The 14,184-nt window shown below is 59.1% G+C and carries 16 protein-coding genes; 14 read left to right on the top strand and 2 right to left on the bottom strand.

What is annotated here, in order from left to right:
• The first annotated feature begins 89 nt into the window (after positions 1 to 89).
• The 13 genes from ACN0SO_RS10910 to ACN0SO_RS10970 all read left to right on the top strand — a co-directional run bounded on the left by ACN0SO_RS10910 (position 90) and on the right by ACN0SO_RS10970 (position 10,400).
• Positions 90 to 977, top strand: a complete 888-nt coding sequence (locus ACN0SO_RS10910; RefSeq protein WP_417677507.1) for a hypothetical protein — start codon at positions 90 to 92, stop codon at positions 975 to 977.
• Positions 978 to 1,170: 193 nt separating this feature from the next.
• Entirely contained in the window at positions 1,171 to 1,953 is a 783-nt protein-coding gene (locus ACN0SO_RS10915) for a hypothetical protein (RefSeq protein WP_417677509.1), read from the top strand.
• Between the two features lie 174 nt (positions 1,954 to 2,127).
• Positions 2,128 to 2,904, top strand: a complete 777-nt coding sequence (locus ACN0SO_RS10920; RefSeq protein ID WP_417677511.1) for a hypothetical protein — start codon at positions 2,128 to 2,130, stop codon at positions 2,902 to 2,904.
• 37 nt (positions 2,905 to 2,941) lie between these two features.
• A complete protein-coding gene (locus ACN0SO_RS10925) occupies positions 2,942 to 3,718 on the top strand; it encodes a hypothetical protein (RefSeq protein ID WP_417677513.1) in 777 nt (258 codons plus the stop codon).
• A gap of 37 nt (positions 3,719 to 3,755) precedes the next feature.
• Positions 3,756 to 4,574 (top strand): hypothetical protein, encoded by an 819-nt coding sequence (locus ACN0SO_RS10930; protein WP_417677515.1) that lies wholly within the window; start codon positions 3,756 to 3,758, stop codon positions 4,572 to 4,574.
• Between the two features lie 137 nt (positions 4,575 to 4,711).
• Entirely contained in the window at positions 4,712 to 5,368 is a 657-nt protein-coding gene (gene ccmA / locus ACN0SO_RS10935) for a heme ABC exporter ATP-binding protein CcmA (protein WP_417678208.1), read from the top strand.
• On the top strand, positions 5,365 to 6,036 hold the full coding sequence (ccmB, locus tag ACN0SO_RS10940) for a heme exporter protein CcmB (protein WP_417677517.1): 672 nt from the start codon (positions 5,365 to 5,367) through the stop codon (positions 6,034 to 6,036). Before ccmA ends, ccmB begins: the two co-directional genes overlap by 4 nt.
• Positions 6,037 to 6,118: 82 nt before the next feature.
• Positions 6,119 to 6,886: a heme ABC transporter permease gene (locus tag ACN0SO_RS10945; RefSeq protein WP_417677519.1), complete on the top strand. Its 768-nt coding sequence runs from the start codon at positions 6,119 to 6,121 to the stop codon at positions 6,884 to 6,886.
• Between the two features lie 5 nt (positions 6,887 to 6,891).
• Positions 6,892 to 7,104 (top strand): heme exporter protein CcmD, encoded by a 213-nt coding sequence (gene ccmD / locus ACN0SO_RS10950; RefSeq protein ID WP_417677521.1) that lies wholly within the window; start codon positions 6,892 to 6,894, stop codon positions 7,102 to 7,104.
• Positions 7,101 to 7,697 (top strand): DsbE family thiol:disulfide interchange protein, encoded by a 597-nt coding sequence (locus ACN0SO_RS10955; protein WP_417677523.1) that lies wholly within the window; start codon positions 7,101 to 7,103, stop codon positions 7,695 to 7,697. Before ccmD ends, ACN0SO_RS10955 begins: the two co-directional genes overlap by 4 nt.
• Positions 7,698 to 7,813: 116 nt before the next feature.
• Positions 7,814 to 8,581 carry a DUF1223 domain-containing protein gene (locus tag ACN0SO_RS10960; RefSeq protein WP_417677525.1) on the top strand — a complete coding sequence of 256 codons (768 nt, stop codon included), beginning with the start codon at positions 7,814 to 7,816 and terminating at the stop codon, positions 8,579 to 8,581.
• Positions 8,582 to 8,713: 132 nt separating this feature from the next.
• Positions 8,714 to 9,601: a cation diffusion facilitator family transporter gene (locus tag ACN0SO_RS10965; RefSeq protein WP_417677527.1), complete on the top strand. Its 888-nt coding sequence runs from the start codon at positions 8,714 to 8,716 to the stop codon at positions 9,599 to 9,601.
• 130 nt (positions 9,602 to 9,731) lie between these two features.
• Positions 9,732 to 10,400 carry an HAD family hydrolase gene (locus ACN0SO_RS10970; RefSeq protein ID WP_417677529.1) on the top strand — a complete coding sequence of 223 codons (669 nt, stop codon included), beginning with the start codon at positions 9,732 to 9,734 and terminating at the stop codon, positions 10,398 to 10,400.
• 58 nt (positions 10,401 to 10,458) lie between these two features.
• Here ACN0SO_RS10970 and ACN0SO_RS10975 read toward each other — a convergent pair whose 3' ends face one another.
• Entirely contained in the window at positions 10,459 to 11,679 is a 1,221-nt protein-coding gene (locus ACN0SO_RS10975; RefSeq protein WP_417677531.1) for an ammonium transporter, read from the bottom strand.
• Between the two features lie 274 nt (positions 11,680 to 11,953).
• Between ACN0SO_RS10975 and ACN0SO_RS10980 the strand changes: the two genes are divergently transcribed.
• Positions 11,954 to 12,727 carry a TIGR01458 family HAD-type hydrolase gene (locus ACN0SO_RS10980; protein WP_417677533.1) on the top strand — a complete coding sequence of 258 codons (774 nt, stop codon included), beginning with the start codon at positions 11,954 to 11,956 and terminating at the stop codon, positions 12,725 to 12,727.
• 122 nt (positions 12,728 to 12,849) lie between these two features.
• Here the strand turns inward: ACN0SO_RS10980 and ACN0SO_RS10985 are convergent, their stop codons facing one another.
• Complete coding sequence (locus tag ACN0SO_RS10985) at positions 12,850 to 14,172, bottom strand: ammonium transporter (protein WP_417677535.1); 1,323 nt, start codon at positions 14,170 to 14,172, stop codon at positions 12,850 to 12,852.
• Positions 14,173 to 14,184: the final 12 nt, after the last annotated feature.

The following is a 14,184-nucleotide window of genomic DNA, read 5'->3' on the forward strand; positions in this document are numbered from 1 at the left end:
ACGCCACCCGCCCTGCTTGCAGCGTTATGGAAATCTGTCTATCGTCAGAAATGTCAATGAGATAAAACTTTTAGGACGATTCTTAGAATATGCGAGAAAGTGACAATACATCCGCCGAGAACGTTCTTCCCAAACACGGAAATCAAAAAAAAGACCCTTCATCCCAGCAAGAAAAATTACCGCTTGGCGTTAATTCAATCATCAACGGCACTATTTCGATCCTTTTCAGGCACATCGGCCGGGTATTTTTGATCGGTTTGCTGCCACTTTTCCTCAGTCAGTTAGCGTATGAATTTCTGCCGACACCAAATTTTGCGTATTTATCCAGCAGAGAGCTATTTTCTCCCAACACAGCCACCACAATCACAATATTGAATGCTGTTTTTCAGATTGCCATCCATGCGGTCACGTTCGCTTTCCTTGTACAGCTGGCTTACGATGCCAACCTTGAGCGCTCGGTGAAAATCAGACGGTACATACAGCCGGCTTTGACCTCGGTTTTCTTCCTGTCGGTGCTGACTATTGTCCTTGGCGTTATCTTTCTAGGTTCAGTGATTGCCATTACAATTCTTACTCAAAAACTGGGTCAGGTTATCTTTCTCGCAATTCCGGCATGCTTCGCACTTCTTCTATGGATCATGGCAGTGTTTTCGGTAACGGCATCGGTCGTGGTCATCGAACAGGTCAGTTTCCGCGGATTAGGTCGCAGCCTGGCGCTGACAAGGAACTATCGATGGGCGATCGCCGGTACGCTGTTTCTGACATTCGTCATCGTATCGCTCTTACAATACGTTTTCACGTTTCTGTTCAAGTTAGTCGGAGAGGCAGGTAGCTTGATTCCGGCATCGATATTCTTCTCGGCATTCGGCAGCCTCAGCCTGAGTTTTGTCAGTATCCTCATAACGCTTTTTTATTCGCGCCTGCGCGAGATCAAGGAAGGCATCGGCGTCGGCCGGATCGACACCGTGTTCGACTGAGAATGACGCGAGGCATCGCCCCACCGAGGAGGGTGGAATACAGACACCCGCCGCCTCGCTCTCCGCTTGAGCCTGCCACCTAAAATACATACGGTGAAAAATTACGATAAGGGCGCGAAACGAGGACAAATCCTGTGCTTATTGGAATTCAGGAAAACCTCTCATTTGAAAACTTTTTCTCGGAGCAACAAGAATGACCGACACGACCCTGGGCCAACCGAAACCCCCTCTCGGAGTTGGCGAAATCATTAGCGACAGCTTTTCGATCCTCTTTGGAAAATTCATTCCGGTCATCATCGTCGCCTTCGTGCCGAGCCTGATCGGGTTGCTGCTTTCCGGCATGCTTGTCGGCTTCGGAGCCGTCCTTGGAACCGAGACACCGCAATACACCGGCCCGGGAATGGCGGTGGCCAACGTGCTGTCGGGAATCATCGATATCGTTGTCTATTCCATTTCGGCCGCCCTGCTGGTGCAGCTGGCCTATGACGCCAAACTCGGTCGCCCCGTGCAACTCGGGCGCTATTTCGGCCCGGCCTTATCCGCCTTGTTTCCGCTTGTCGTTTTGAGTCTCGTTGCAGGTATCCTGGCCGGCCTCGCCACGATTGTGTTCATCATTCCGGGTCTCTGGGTCTATGCGGTGTTTTCCGTCATGGTACCGGCGATCGTTATCGATCGCGTCGGGTTCGGTGGTCTGGGCCGCAGCGCATCCCTGACAAAGGAATACAGATGGCCGATCGTCGGCGCCATGATCCTGATCGTGATCTGTGCCGTCCTCATCACCTTGGCAGCCGCGTTCATCATTGGCCTTATCGTCAACATCGTCCCCTTCGGCATGGTCCTGGGCATTCCGCTTTTCGCGGCCCTTTCCGCCATCGGAGCCGGCATCTTGGGTATCTTCGTCGCCCTGCTCTATGCCCGGCTCCGGGAAATCAAGGAAGGCGTCACCGTCGATCAGATCGCGTCCGTGTTCGACTGATCTGACAGTCCCCGACAAAGCAAGCGGGTGCATCAGGCACCCGCTCGACAATCCTCTGAGGCGGCATTACGGGCGCTCTTTGCCAACATTTGCAGATAACGCAGTGCAGCTCGAACGGAAGCCGCGTAACCACAACAGACTCCCGCCCTGCCAAGTTTTCTCGGAGCAGCACGAATGCCTGACACCAACACGGGACGGCCCAAAGCCGCACTTGGCGTCGGGTCTTTGATTGGCGAAAGCTTTTCGATCTTTTTCGCACATTTCCTGCAAGTCATGGCTGTTGCCTTCGTACCGATCGTTCTCGGCAGCGTGATCTCGGGCCTATTGATTGGCTTTGATGTCTCTATCGGCATAAAGTCCGCCGATTTCACCAGCGTCGGCAGCTCGGCTGTCTATTTATTTTCGACGGTCATAGAAATGGCAGTCGGTAACATCGCGGCCGCCCTTCTTGTTCAGCTGGCATATGACGCAAAGCTCCGGCGGCCCGTACGGCTTGGCCGTTATGTCGTCACGGTTTTGAACATGATCGTGCCATTGGCCGTCCTGAGTTTCGTGGCAAACGCTCTTATGGGCATCGGACTGGTTCTGCTGATCATTCCGGGCCTCTGGATCAATGCGGTCTTCTACGTCATGGTGCCCGCCGTCGTTATCGAACGAAAGGGTTTCTACGGACTGGGCCGCAGTGCCTCCCTGACGAAGGATTACGTCTTGCCGGTCATGGGATTGGTCATTCTGGGTATTGCCTATTTCCTGACCGTCGGCACCACCTCAGGAATTTTCATCGAACCCCTCCTAAACACGGTCGGCACTGTTTTCACCTTCATCCTGCTCTCGGTGCTTGCGTCCATCGAGGCCGGTCTGGCCGGCATACTCGTCGCCCTGACATACGCCCGCCTGCGCGAGATCAAGGAAGGCGTCAGCGTCAATCAGATCGCTTCCGTGTTCGATTGACGATGGTGGCAGGTGCTATTTCGCGGGAACAATACAAATGACTGACACGACCTTGGGCCTGCCCAAAGCCGCACTTGGTGTCGGCTCACTGATCGGCGAAACCTGTTCGATCTATGCCAGATACTTCATTCCAATCACCATTGTGGCTTTCGTGTTTGGCGCAATCGGCCTCGTAATTTCGATCCCGATCGTGGGTTTCGATACCGCTATCGGCATCGAACGCCCCCCGGTCACAGATTTCGACGCCACGATCTTTTCCTATGCGTCGACCGTCGTGAAAATAGCGATAGGCTCCTTCGCAACCGCCCTGCTTCTTCAGCTGGCGTATGACGCGAAACTTGGCCGGCCTATACAGTTTGGCCGTTATTTCGGTCCGGCTCTGAGCGCCATTGTCCCATTGGTGATTTTGAGTCTTGTTCAATCGATCTGCTTCACGATCGGGCTCGTTTTTCTGATTGTACCCGGTCTTTGGATCTTCGCGGTCTTTTCCGTCATGGATCCAGCGGTCGTTATCGAACGCGCCGGATTTCGCGGTCTGCATCGCAGTGCTTCCCTGACCAAGAACTATCGCTGGCTGCTCGTCGGCCTGTTCGCTCTGATGCTGATCCTCATTTTCTCTCTCGGCTTCGCGGCAACATTTCTTGCCAAAATCATCGTTCCCGCGGCCGGAATGGCCACAGGCCTCATCCTCACCGCGGCGCTGAACGCCCTGGGAAAAGGCTTCGCCATTGTTCTCACTACACTGATCTACGCTCGGCTGTGGGAGATCAAGGAAGGCGTCAGCGTCCACCAGATTACCTCCGTGTTTGATTGACGAAGGTGGTAGGTGCCAATCTGCGGGAGCCGGCCGAATGACTGGTTCAACTTTTCGCCCGCCCAAGATCTCGCTCGGGGTCGGCTCATTGATCACCGAGAGTTTTTCGCTCTTGTTCAGGAATTTCGTCCTGATTGTCGCGATTGCTTTTGCACAAAACCTGCTCGGCAACCTGATTTCGGGACTTTTGGTTGGTTATGAAGTGGCAATCGAGGTGAAGGCGCCGAACATAACCACGACCGGCGAGGCGGTCGCCTATGTGCTGTCCTTTCTCTCCAAAACAATAGCCGATTGCCTTGGGACCATTTTACTCGTCCAACTGGTCTATGAAATCAAACTCCGCCAACCGGTCCGGCTTGTCCGCCTTTTCGATCGGGTGCCGAGCGTGATTTTGCCAATGTTTGGCCTGAACCTCGCCTTTAGCCTCCTGGCGATCGAGGTTCTCCTGGAAAATATCACTAGGCTGTCCCTGGGGAGCGTAGGGTACCTCCTGCTTTGCATTCCGCAGTTCTGGCTCTATTCGGTATTTTTCGTCATGGCTCCCGCCATCGTCATCGAACACTTGGGCGTTAACGGCCTTGGCCGCAGCGCAGGCCTGACCAAGGGTTATCGCTGGCCAATTATGGGATTGGTCACGCTGATAAACGTCGTTTTCTTGGCAGTAGCCATCGGCATGATTTATGTGATCGACGTTGTCATAAACCTGGGAGGCAGTGCTGCAGGCATGATCCTGTACTCGATGGTTCTAGCGCTCGATTCGGGTTTTGTCTGTGTCCTATTCGTGCTGACCTACGTTCGCCTGCGCGAAATCAAGGAAGGCGTCAACGTTAACCAGATCGCGTCGGTATTCGATTGAAACCAAACCGGAATGAGGCTCCGGGACTTAAGGCCAAGGATACCCTTTGACACACCTTTCGACCCGGATTTTCCTTGCATGATGTCCGCCTTGCCAACTAACAAGGCGGACGTTCATTTTCCTCCGGAGTCTGTTCCCTGAAGCTGATTGCCGAAAATCTTGCCGTGGACCGCGGAGACCGACGGGTTTTCTCGGATCTGGCCTTCTCCCTGGAAAGCGGCACCGCTCTTGTGGTGACCGGGGCCAACGGTGTCGGAAAATCCTCGCTTTTGAGGACGCTTGCGGGCCTGGTCGCGTTGAAGGAAGGCGTCATTTCCCTTGAGGGCGGAGAGGACGACCGGACCGCCTTCGAGCATTCCCATTATTTCGGCCATCAGGATGCGGTCAAATCCGCGCTCACCGTGCTGGAAAACCTGACCTTCTGGCAGGCCTTCACCGCGCCGATCTCCACCGAAGTGTTTCAGACCGCAATCCACGAACCGGCCGAGGCGCTGGAGTTTTTAGGCATCGGACATACCGCCCGGCTCCCAGCCGCCTATCTGTCGGCCGGCCAGAGACGCCGCCTGTCCCTTGCCCGCCTCATGGTCTCCTCCCGCCCGATCTGGCTCATGGACGAGCCGACATCGGCGCTCGACCGCCATTCGGAGGCGCAATTGCTGGGGCTCATGAACGCCCATCTGGACCGGGGCGGCATGATCGTGACCGCGACCCACACGGACCTTGCCCTCAAGTCCGTGCGCACGCTCCATCTGGAAGCACCGCAGGACGTACGGATCGTGGAGGAACTGTCATGACCGGCTGGGCACTTGCCCTCTTCCGCCGCGAACTCCGCCTGGCGGTCCGCGTCGGCGGCAGCGCCATGGTCGGCGTGCTGTTCTTCCTGGCGGTCGTCACCGTCATTCCCTTCGGCGTCGGCCCGGATCTGAACCTTCTTGGCCGCATCGGTCCCGCCATCCTGTGGATCGGCGCGCTGCTGGCAACGCTGCTGGGCCTCGACCGGCTGTTCCAGGCCGACCGGGAAGACGGTGCGCTGGATCTCTTTCTCATGTCCGGCCGCTCGCTGGAGCTGCTCGTCCTGATAAAATGCCTGGCCCATTGGATGGCGACCGGACTGCCGCTGGTGATCGCGGCCCCCGTGCTTGCCATCTTCCTCAACCTGGAACCGCTCGCCATCGGCGCGGTCACCCTGACACTGCTTGTCGGCACGCCGGCGCTGACCCTGATCGGCGCCGTCGGCGCGTCGCTGACCGTATCGCTGCGCCGAGGCGGCCTGCTGCTGGCCGTCCTCGTCATTCCGCTTGCCATCCCGGTGCTGATTTTCGGCGTCAGTTCGGCGGATGCCGCAATTCACGATCCGGTGCCCTTCATGACGCCGTTCCTGATCCTGTGCGCGCTCACCCTGATCACCGCCGTGGTCGGACCGCTGGCCTCCGCGGCCGCCCTCCGGTTTTCGTCGGACTGACGATCTGGTATTTTCCCTCTCAGGAAACCATGCGGCACTGTTGGCCATTGAAGGTTGAACGGCTCTACATTAGAACGGTTCCATGGCTATCTGGGATTATGCAAATCCGACACGGTTTCTGAGGCTGGTGCAGATCATTCTGCCCTGGCTCATCGGCTTGTGCGTCATCGCCTTCGCCGTCGGCCTCTACATGACCTTCTTCACGACCCCGGACGACTACCAGCAGGGCGCCACGGTCAAGATCATGTACATCCATGTGCCGGCCGCCTGGCTTGCCATGATGTGCTACTCCGTCATGGCGCTTTCCTCGCTTGGCACGCTGGTATGGAAACATCCGCTTGCCGACGTGTCCGCCAAGGCCGCAGCCCCCATCGGGGCCGCCTTCACCTTCATGTCGCTGGTGACCGGCTCGCTCTGGGGCAAGCCCATGTGGGGCACCTACTGGGTCTGGGACGCGCGCCTGACCTCCGTCCTGGTGCTGTTCATCATGTATCTCGGCCTGATCGCCCTGTGGCGGACCATGGAAGACCCGATCAAGGCCGGCAAGGCCGCCGCGATCCTGACCCTGGTCGGGGCGCTCAACCTGCCGATCATCAAGTTTTCAGTGGAGTGGTGGAACACCCTGCACCAGCCGGCCAGCGTGATGCGCATGGATGGTCCGACCATCGATGCCTCCATGCTGATCCCGCTGTTCGTGATGGCGATCGCCTTCACGCTCCTGTTCTTCGTGCTGCACCTGATGGCCATGCGCAATGAAATCCTGCGCCGCCGGGTGCGCGCCATGCGCCTGAAGGCGGCCGCCACCGCGCGTCCCGCCGCCATTGCGGCCACAGCCCAGCCGGCGGAGTAAGTTTCATGGATCTGGGAACCCACGCCGGTTTCATCGTCGCCTCCTACGCGGTCTGCCTCGTTGTCGTTATCGGCCTGATCCTCTGGGTCGTCATCGACCGGAAGCGGCAGGAAGCGGACCTAGAGGAGTTGGCGGATCAGGGGATCACCCGCTCTGCAGCGGCCGAGGAAAATTCACGGCCGGCAGGACACAAAGCGTCAAAGGCCGCCAAAGCATGAGTGAGCAGACAGAGACATCGCAAAAGCGCCGCATCCCCGTGCTGGTGCTGCTTCCGGTCGTGATTTTCGCGGCCCTGGCCGCGCTCTTCCTGTTCCAGCTTACCTTCGGCGAGGATCCGCACACGATTCCCTCCGCCCTGATCGGCAAGAAAGCTCCCGAAACCGACCTTCCTCCCGTCGCCGGTCTGACCGACAACGGCACGCCCGTCCCCGGCGTTTCCAGCGCGGATCTCATGGGCAAGGTCTCCGTGGTCAATGTCTTCGCCTCGTGGTGCGTGCCCTGCCGCCAGGAACACCCGCTCCTGGAAGAGCTTGCCAAGGTGGACGGCATCCAGATGATCGGCATCAACTACAAGGACAAGCCTGAAAACGCCCGCCGCTTCCTCGGCAGCCTCGGCAATCCTTACGACCGCGTCGGCGCCGATGAAAAAGGCCGGGTTTCCATCGATTGGGGCGTCTACGGCGTTCCCGAAACCTATATCGTCGACCCTGAAGGCACCATCCGCTACAAGTTCATCGGCCCGCTGACGCCGAAGGCCTATCAGGAAGTTTTCCTGCCTCAGCTCGAGAAGGTGAAGTCCGGCAAGGACTGATCCTGATCCGCGCCAATCTCTTTGCAAATTCTGGCCGGTCACCGCCTCGTGACTCGCTCTTTATCCGGCATGTGCCTATTTTGGCGGCATCGCAAAAGCCATAAGGACGAGCGCCCATGGGCAAGCTCAAAGGATCGGCAAGCGCCCTGCTTCGCCGCACGATTTTCGTTTCCTCGATTGTTACAGCTCTGACGGCCGCCGGACCGGTATCGGCCGAACCCCAGGCGGTTGCGGAACTCTTCACCAGCCAGGGATGCTCCTCCTGTCCACCGGCCGACCGGTTGGTCGAGAAAATGGTGAACACTCAGGATGACGTCCTCGCCCTGGTTCTGCCTGTCGACTACTGGGACTATCTCGGCTGGAAAGACACGCTGGCCCGGCCCGCCTACTCGGCCCGGCAACGTGCCTATGCCGCCCGGCGCGGCGACCGCTCGGTTTATACGCCCCAGATCGTGGTCAACGGTGACGAACATGTCGTCGGCAGCAACAAGACCGCCGTCGGCAGCGCGCTGAAACGTGCCGCGCCCTTCACGGCCCATGTCAGCCTGAAAACCAACGACATGGCGATCGAGGCCACGGTGGACGGCGCCCTGCCGGAAGGCGCGCATATGGCCACAGTCCTGTTTCTCAGGATCAAGGATCATAAGGAAGTCGCCATCGGAAGGGGAGAAAACGCCGGCGCGACAGTCAACTACGTCAATGTGGTGCGCAGCCTGCAGCCGATCGGCATGTGGGACGGCAAGACACAAACCTTCCGCATGCCGAAAAGCGAGTTGACACGATCGGGTGACGAGCGCTGCGCCGTCCTGATCCAGCTCGAGGACGACGACGGACCCGGCCAGATCATCGGCGCCGCCGTCATGGATATACCGCCCCATTCGTGAGTTTTCGCGAGCACCCTCTCTCCAAGTCCTGAGGACGAGCGAAACTCCAGGGTTGTTTCCGGGCTGAAAACTGCTACCCCTTGCCGCGTTCACGGCGCTTCTCAGGCGCATCCGGCTAGACGGGGACAAATCATGAGTCTCAGACTGCGCATTGCTTTTGCCAGCATAGGCGTCGGCGTGATCGTGCTCGGTCTGAAGTTCGCAGCCTACTGGCTGACCGGGTCGGTCGCCTTGTATTCCGATGCGCTTGAAACGGTGATCAACGTCGCATCCTCCATCGCGGCCGTCTTCGCCGTCTGGTTTGCCTCCAAACCGGCCGATTCCAATCACCCCTACGGACACGACAAGGCGGAATATTTCGCCGCCGTTCTGGTGGGCGTGATGATCGTTCTGGCCGCCATCTCGATCTTCCAGTCCGCCTGGCACGGCTTCATCGCCAATGAGCCGGCCAACTATTCTCCGCTGGGTCTTGGAGTGAATGCGGCCGCGGGGGTCATCAACGGCGGCTGGGCCTGGTATCTGATCCGGTTCGGCAAGAAGCACCGGTCGCCGGCTCTGGTCGCCGACGGCCGTCACCTGAGAACCGACGTGGTCACGTCCGTCGGTGTCCTGGTCGGCGTGGTCCTCGTCGCCCTGACCGGCTGGACCCGTCTCGATCCGATCCTGGCCGGCCTGGTAGGCCTGAACGTGATGTGGACCGGATGGGAAATCATGAAGGAATCCATCAGCGGCCTGATGGACGAAGCCGCCTCCGCCGACACCCTGGACAAGATCCGCGCCCTCATCTCCGAGCAGGGCGAAGGCGCGCTGGAAGCCCACGACCTCAGAACCCGGATCGCCGGCCGGACGACCTTCATCGATTTTCATCTGGTCGTACCGGGGGAAATGACGGTGGATACGGCCCACGAAATCTGCGACCGGATCGAGCAGGCCATCGGAAAGGGCCTGCCGGGCTCTCACGTGACCATTCACGTGGAACCGGAACACAAGGCCAAGCATTCCGGCATCGTCGTCCTGTAGTCAGCCACCGGGCCGTCCGTCCCGAACATCGGCAGCATGAAATCAGGGAACTTGAGCTCCGGTTTCTGCGCAGGTTCATCAAAGGCCTGTACGACGGCATGCATCAGTTACGACCTTGCCGGGGGTGGGCATGCATTTTTCCGCGATTCTTTTCGACTGCGACGGCGTGCTCGTCGATTCTGAAATCATCTACATCGACGTCGAGCGCGAACATTTGAGCAGGCTCGGCCTGAACTACAGCCTCCGGGATTACCAGGAGCGCTTTGTCGGACTGACCAGCACCGATTTCTACAAGGCCATCGAAGACGACTATGCCGCGCTCGGAAAGGGGCCATTACCGATAGGCTTCGCTGACGGGCTGGACAGGGCAACCAGGGAGCATATGGACCGGGATCTGGTAGCCGTCGACGGGATCAAACCTCTTCTGGAGGGGTATCGGGGCCGAAAAGCCGTCGCCTCTTCGACACGCCTCAGTCGGTTGAACGAAAAATTGCGGCAAACCGGACTGCATCCCTATTTCGACCCGCATATCTATTCCGGCGAGCAGGTCCGGAACGGCAAGCCCGCACCGGATCTTTTTCTCTTCGCCGCGGTCAAATTGCAGGCCACCGCAAATGAATGTCTGGTCATAGAGGACAGTGTCAACGGCGTCCGGGCCGGCTGCGCGGCAGGCATGACCGTCTGGGGGTTTACCGGCGGCAGTCACGGCGACGATGCGTTGAAGGACCGCCTGCTTGAAGCCGGCGCGTCCGAAGTCTTTGCCGGCCACAACGACCTGGCAAAGCGCCTTCGATCATAATGGAACACCCGGGCCATTCACCCGGGAGTTCTCCAATCCAAGGAAAGGATGCCGGATTTCAACGGCCCAGATCGTGCTCCGGATTGGCGCTGATCTTGTGGATGGCAAGGTCGGCCCCGAGGTGTTCGTTTTCGGCCGACAGACGAATGCCGACGAAACGCTTCAGCACGCCGTAAACGACAAATCCGACGACAAGGGCATAGGCCACGCCGGCAAGCGTACCGGCAATCTGGGACAGCGGGGACACCCCGCCGAGACCGCCGAGGCTTTCCAGACCGAACACCCCCGCGGCGAGACCGCCCCAGGCACCACAGATGCCATGGAGCGGCCAGACGCCGAGCACATCGTCGATCTTCAGCCGGTTCTGGCAGAACTCGAAGCCCTTGACGAAGATCACGCCGGCAATACCGCCGACGATCAGGCTGCCGATCGGGTGCATGATATCGGACCCGGCGCAGACGGCGACGAGACCGGCCAGTGCGCCGTTATGGACGAAGCCCGGATCGTTCCGGCCCGCGATCAGGGCAGTCAGAATCCCGCCGACCATGGCCATCAGAGAGTTGATGGCAACCAGACCGGAGATCCCCGACAACGACTGCGCGCTCATCACGTTGAATCCGAACCAGCCGACACACAGCATCCAGGAGCCCATGGCAAGCCAGGGAAGCGAGGATGGCGGAATCCCGATCGGTTTGCCGCGGCTGTCATACCGCCCCCTGCGGGCGCCGAGGAGCACAACGGCGCCGAGCGCGATCCAGCCGCCGACCGCATGAACGACGACGGATCCTGCAAAGTCATGGAAAGGGACGCCGAAGCTCGCTTCCAGCCAACCTTGAAATCCGAAGTTCGAATTCCAGACGATCCCCTCGAAGATCGGATAGACAATACCGACCAGAACCGCGGTGGCCAGGCACTGCGGCAGGAATTTCATCCGCTCGGCGATGCCTCCCGAAATGATGGCCGGGATCGCGGCGGCGAACGTGGTCAGGAAGAAGAATTTCACCAGGGTCAGGCCCTGCAGCTCGAAGCCACCGCCTCCGCCGGACAAGGTTGCCGCATTCACGAAGAAGCTGGTCCCGTAGGCGACGGCGAACCCGACGAAGAAATAGGCGACGGTCGAGATCGCGAAATCGACCAGAATTTTCACCAGGGCATTCACCTGGTTCTTCTGGCGGACGGTGCCGACCTCCAGAAACGCGAAACCGCCATGCATCGCAAAGACGAGAATGGCACCCATAAGGACAAAGAAAACATCCCCGCCCACGTTCGTGTCGGTCATTACCTGGCTCCCAATTATGCAGATGCCCATTATCTGGGCGTATTTTTGGAAGCTATTGCTTACAAGCTGCATGCCAAACAGGCATGTGCGCTAAAAACAGATCATTCTGCGGGAAAATTGATTGAAGCCTCCGCCCAAAGCATCGATCAGTCTAATAATTAGGCATATTTGATAGGCAATCTGATTATTTTCTAATCAATTTCGGATTTATTCGACCTTGAGCATCAACCGGAACTGATTTGACCTGACCCTGTCGACTTGGCATGGTACCGGCATGATCCGCGGCATCCTGATCGACCTGTCAGGGGTGATTTACATCGGCGAAGGACCTGTTGCCGATGCCCGGGACGCTTTGTCCCGGATACGAGAATCCGGCCTTCCCGTCCGCTTTCTGACCAACACCACGCGCACGCCGAAACGAAGTCTGCTGGAACGCCTGTCGAGAATGGGCTTCGACATCGCGGCCGAAGACATCTTCACGCCGGCACAGGCCGCGCGTGAACGATTGATCGAACGAAGGCTGACGCCTCACCTTCTGATCCATCCCGCCCTGGAAGAGGATTTCCGTAATCTGCCATCCTCGACAGACGGGGACCGTGCCGTGGTTGTCGGAGACGCGGGCGACGGCTTCACCTACAAGGCCCTGAATGCGGCCTTCCGGGAATTGGCGAAGGGCGCGGACTTTCTGGCCCTCGCCCGAAACCGGACGTTCCTCGATGCGGATGGAGAACTCAGCCTCGATACCGGCGCCTTCATTGCCGCCCTCGAATATGCCTGCGGCCGCACCGCCACCGTCCTCGGCAAGCCATCGGCCGACTTTTACGCTGAAGCCGCCCGGGACATGGACGTTCAGTTGGACGACCTGGTGATGATCGGCGACGACGTGGAAAGCGACGTGTCCGGAGCGCTTGCCACCGGCGTGGGGCAGGCGCTTCTGGTCAGGACGGGGAAATACACCCCCGGCGCGGAAGCCGCCGCCGACCCGGAACCGACTGCGGTGGTGGATGATATCGGCGCCGCTGCCGACTGGATCCTGGCTCGCCTCTGACCTGTACGGTTCACTGCACGAAACACGCACTTTTCGAAAGCCATGAAAAAAGCCCGGGGCGTGAGCCCCGGGCCTCAAGTTTGCGGTCTGAGCCAGTTAGACCGCTTTGGGAGATGTTAGGGTCAGACCCGCTGGGAGCCCGTACCGAACTCCGGATAGGCTTCGACACCGATCTCGGCCTTGTCGAGACCCATGGCTTCTTCCTCTTCGGACACCCGGATACCGATGGTGTACTTCAGGATGAGCCAGACGATCGCGCTGACGACCACAACGAACGCGCCGTAAGCCACGATACCGATCAGCTGGGTGCCGTAAGAAGTGTCGCCGTTGGAGAACGGAACGATGAAGGTGCCCCAGATACCGGCCAGCAGGTGGACCGGGATGGCGCCGACAACGTCGTCGATCTTCAGCTTGTCAAGCAGCGGAACCGCGAACACCACGATGGCTGCACCGACGCCGCCGACGATGACCGACTGCAGGACGGTCGGAGCAAGCGGTTCGGCCGTAATGGAAACCAGACCTGCAAGCGCACCGTTGAGCGCCATGGTGACGTCGACCTTCTTGTAGAGGATCTGGGTCAGGGCCATCGCGACAACCACACCGGCAGCCGCAGCCATGTTGGTGTTGGCGAAGATACGGGACACGTCGGTAACGTCGCCAATGGTGCCCATGGCGAGCTGGGAAGCGCCGTTGAAGCCGAACCAGCCGAGCCACAGGATGAACGTACCGAGCGTTGCCAGCGGCATGGAGGAACCCGGCATTGCGTGAACGCTGCCGCCTGCACCGTACTTGCCTTTACGCGCCCCCAGGATCAGGGCACCGGTCAGAGCTGCCCAGCCACCGACGGAGTGAACCAGGGTGGAACCTGCGAAATCGGAGAAGCCCATTCCATCGAGCCAGCCTGCGCCCCACTTCCAGGAGCCGGCGATCGGGTAGATGAAGCCGGTCAGGACGATCGTGAAGATCATGAACGGCCACAGCTTGATGCGCTCGGCCAGCGTACCGGACACGATCGAAGCCGTGGTGGCACAGAACACCATCTGGAAGAACCAGTCGGAAGCCGTCGAATAGCCGGTGTCGAGGGCGTTACCGCCGACGGCATCGAACGCATAAGGTCCGAACGAACCGATGTAGCCACCGTCAACGCCGGTGTACATCAGGTTGTAACCGGTGATCCAGAACATAAGGCCGGCGACCGAGTAGAGCGCAATGTTCTTCAGGCACTGCATGGACACGTTCTTGGAACGAACGAGACCGGCTTCCAGCATGGCAAAGCCCGCGGCCATCCACATGACGAGGAAGCCGCCGATCAGGAAGAGCAGGGTGTTGAAGATATACTGGGTTTCCGGCGAAACCGCCGGAGCAGCATCCTGGGCCAATGCCGGCACGGCCATCAGGCCGAGGGCGCCGAGGGAAGCCGCGCTTTTAGCGACAAGTTTGTTCATCTTGGTTTTCCT

This window comes from Roseibium sp., assembly GCF_048260565.1.
GTDB lineage: Bacteria > Pseudomonadota > Alphaproteobacteria > Rhizobiales > Stappiaceae > Roseibium.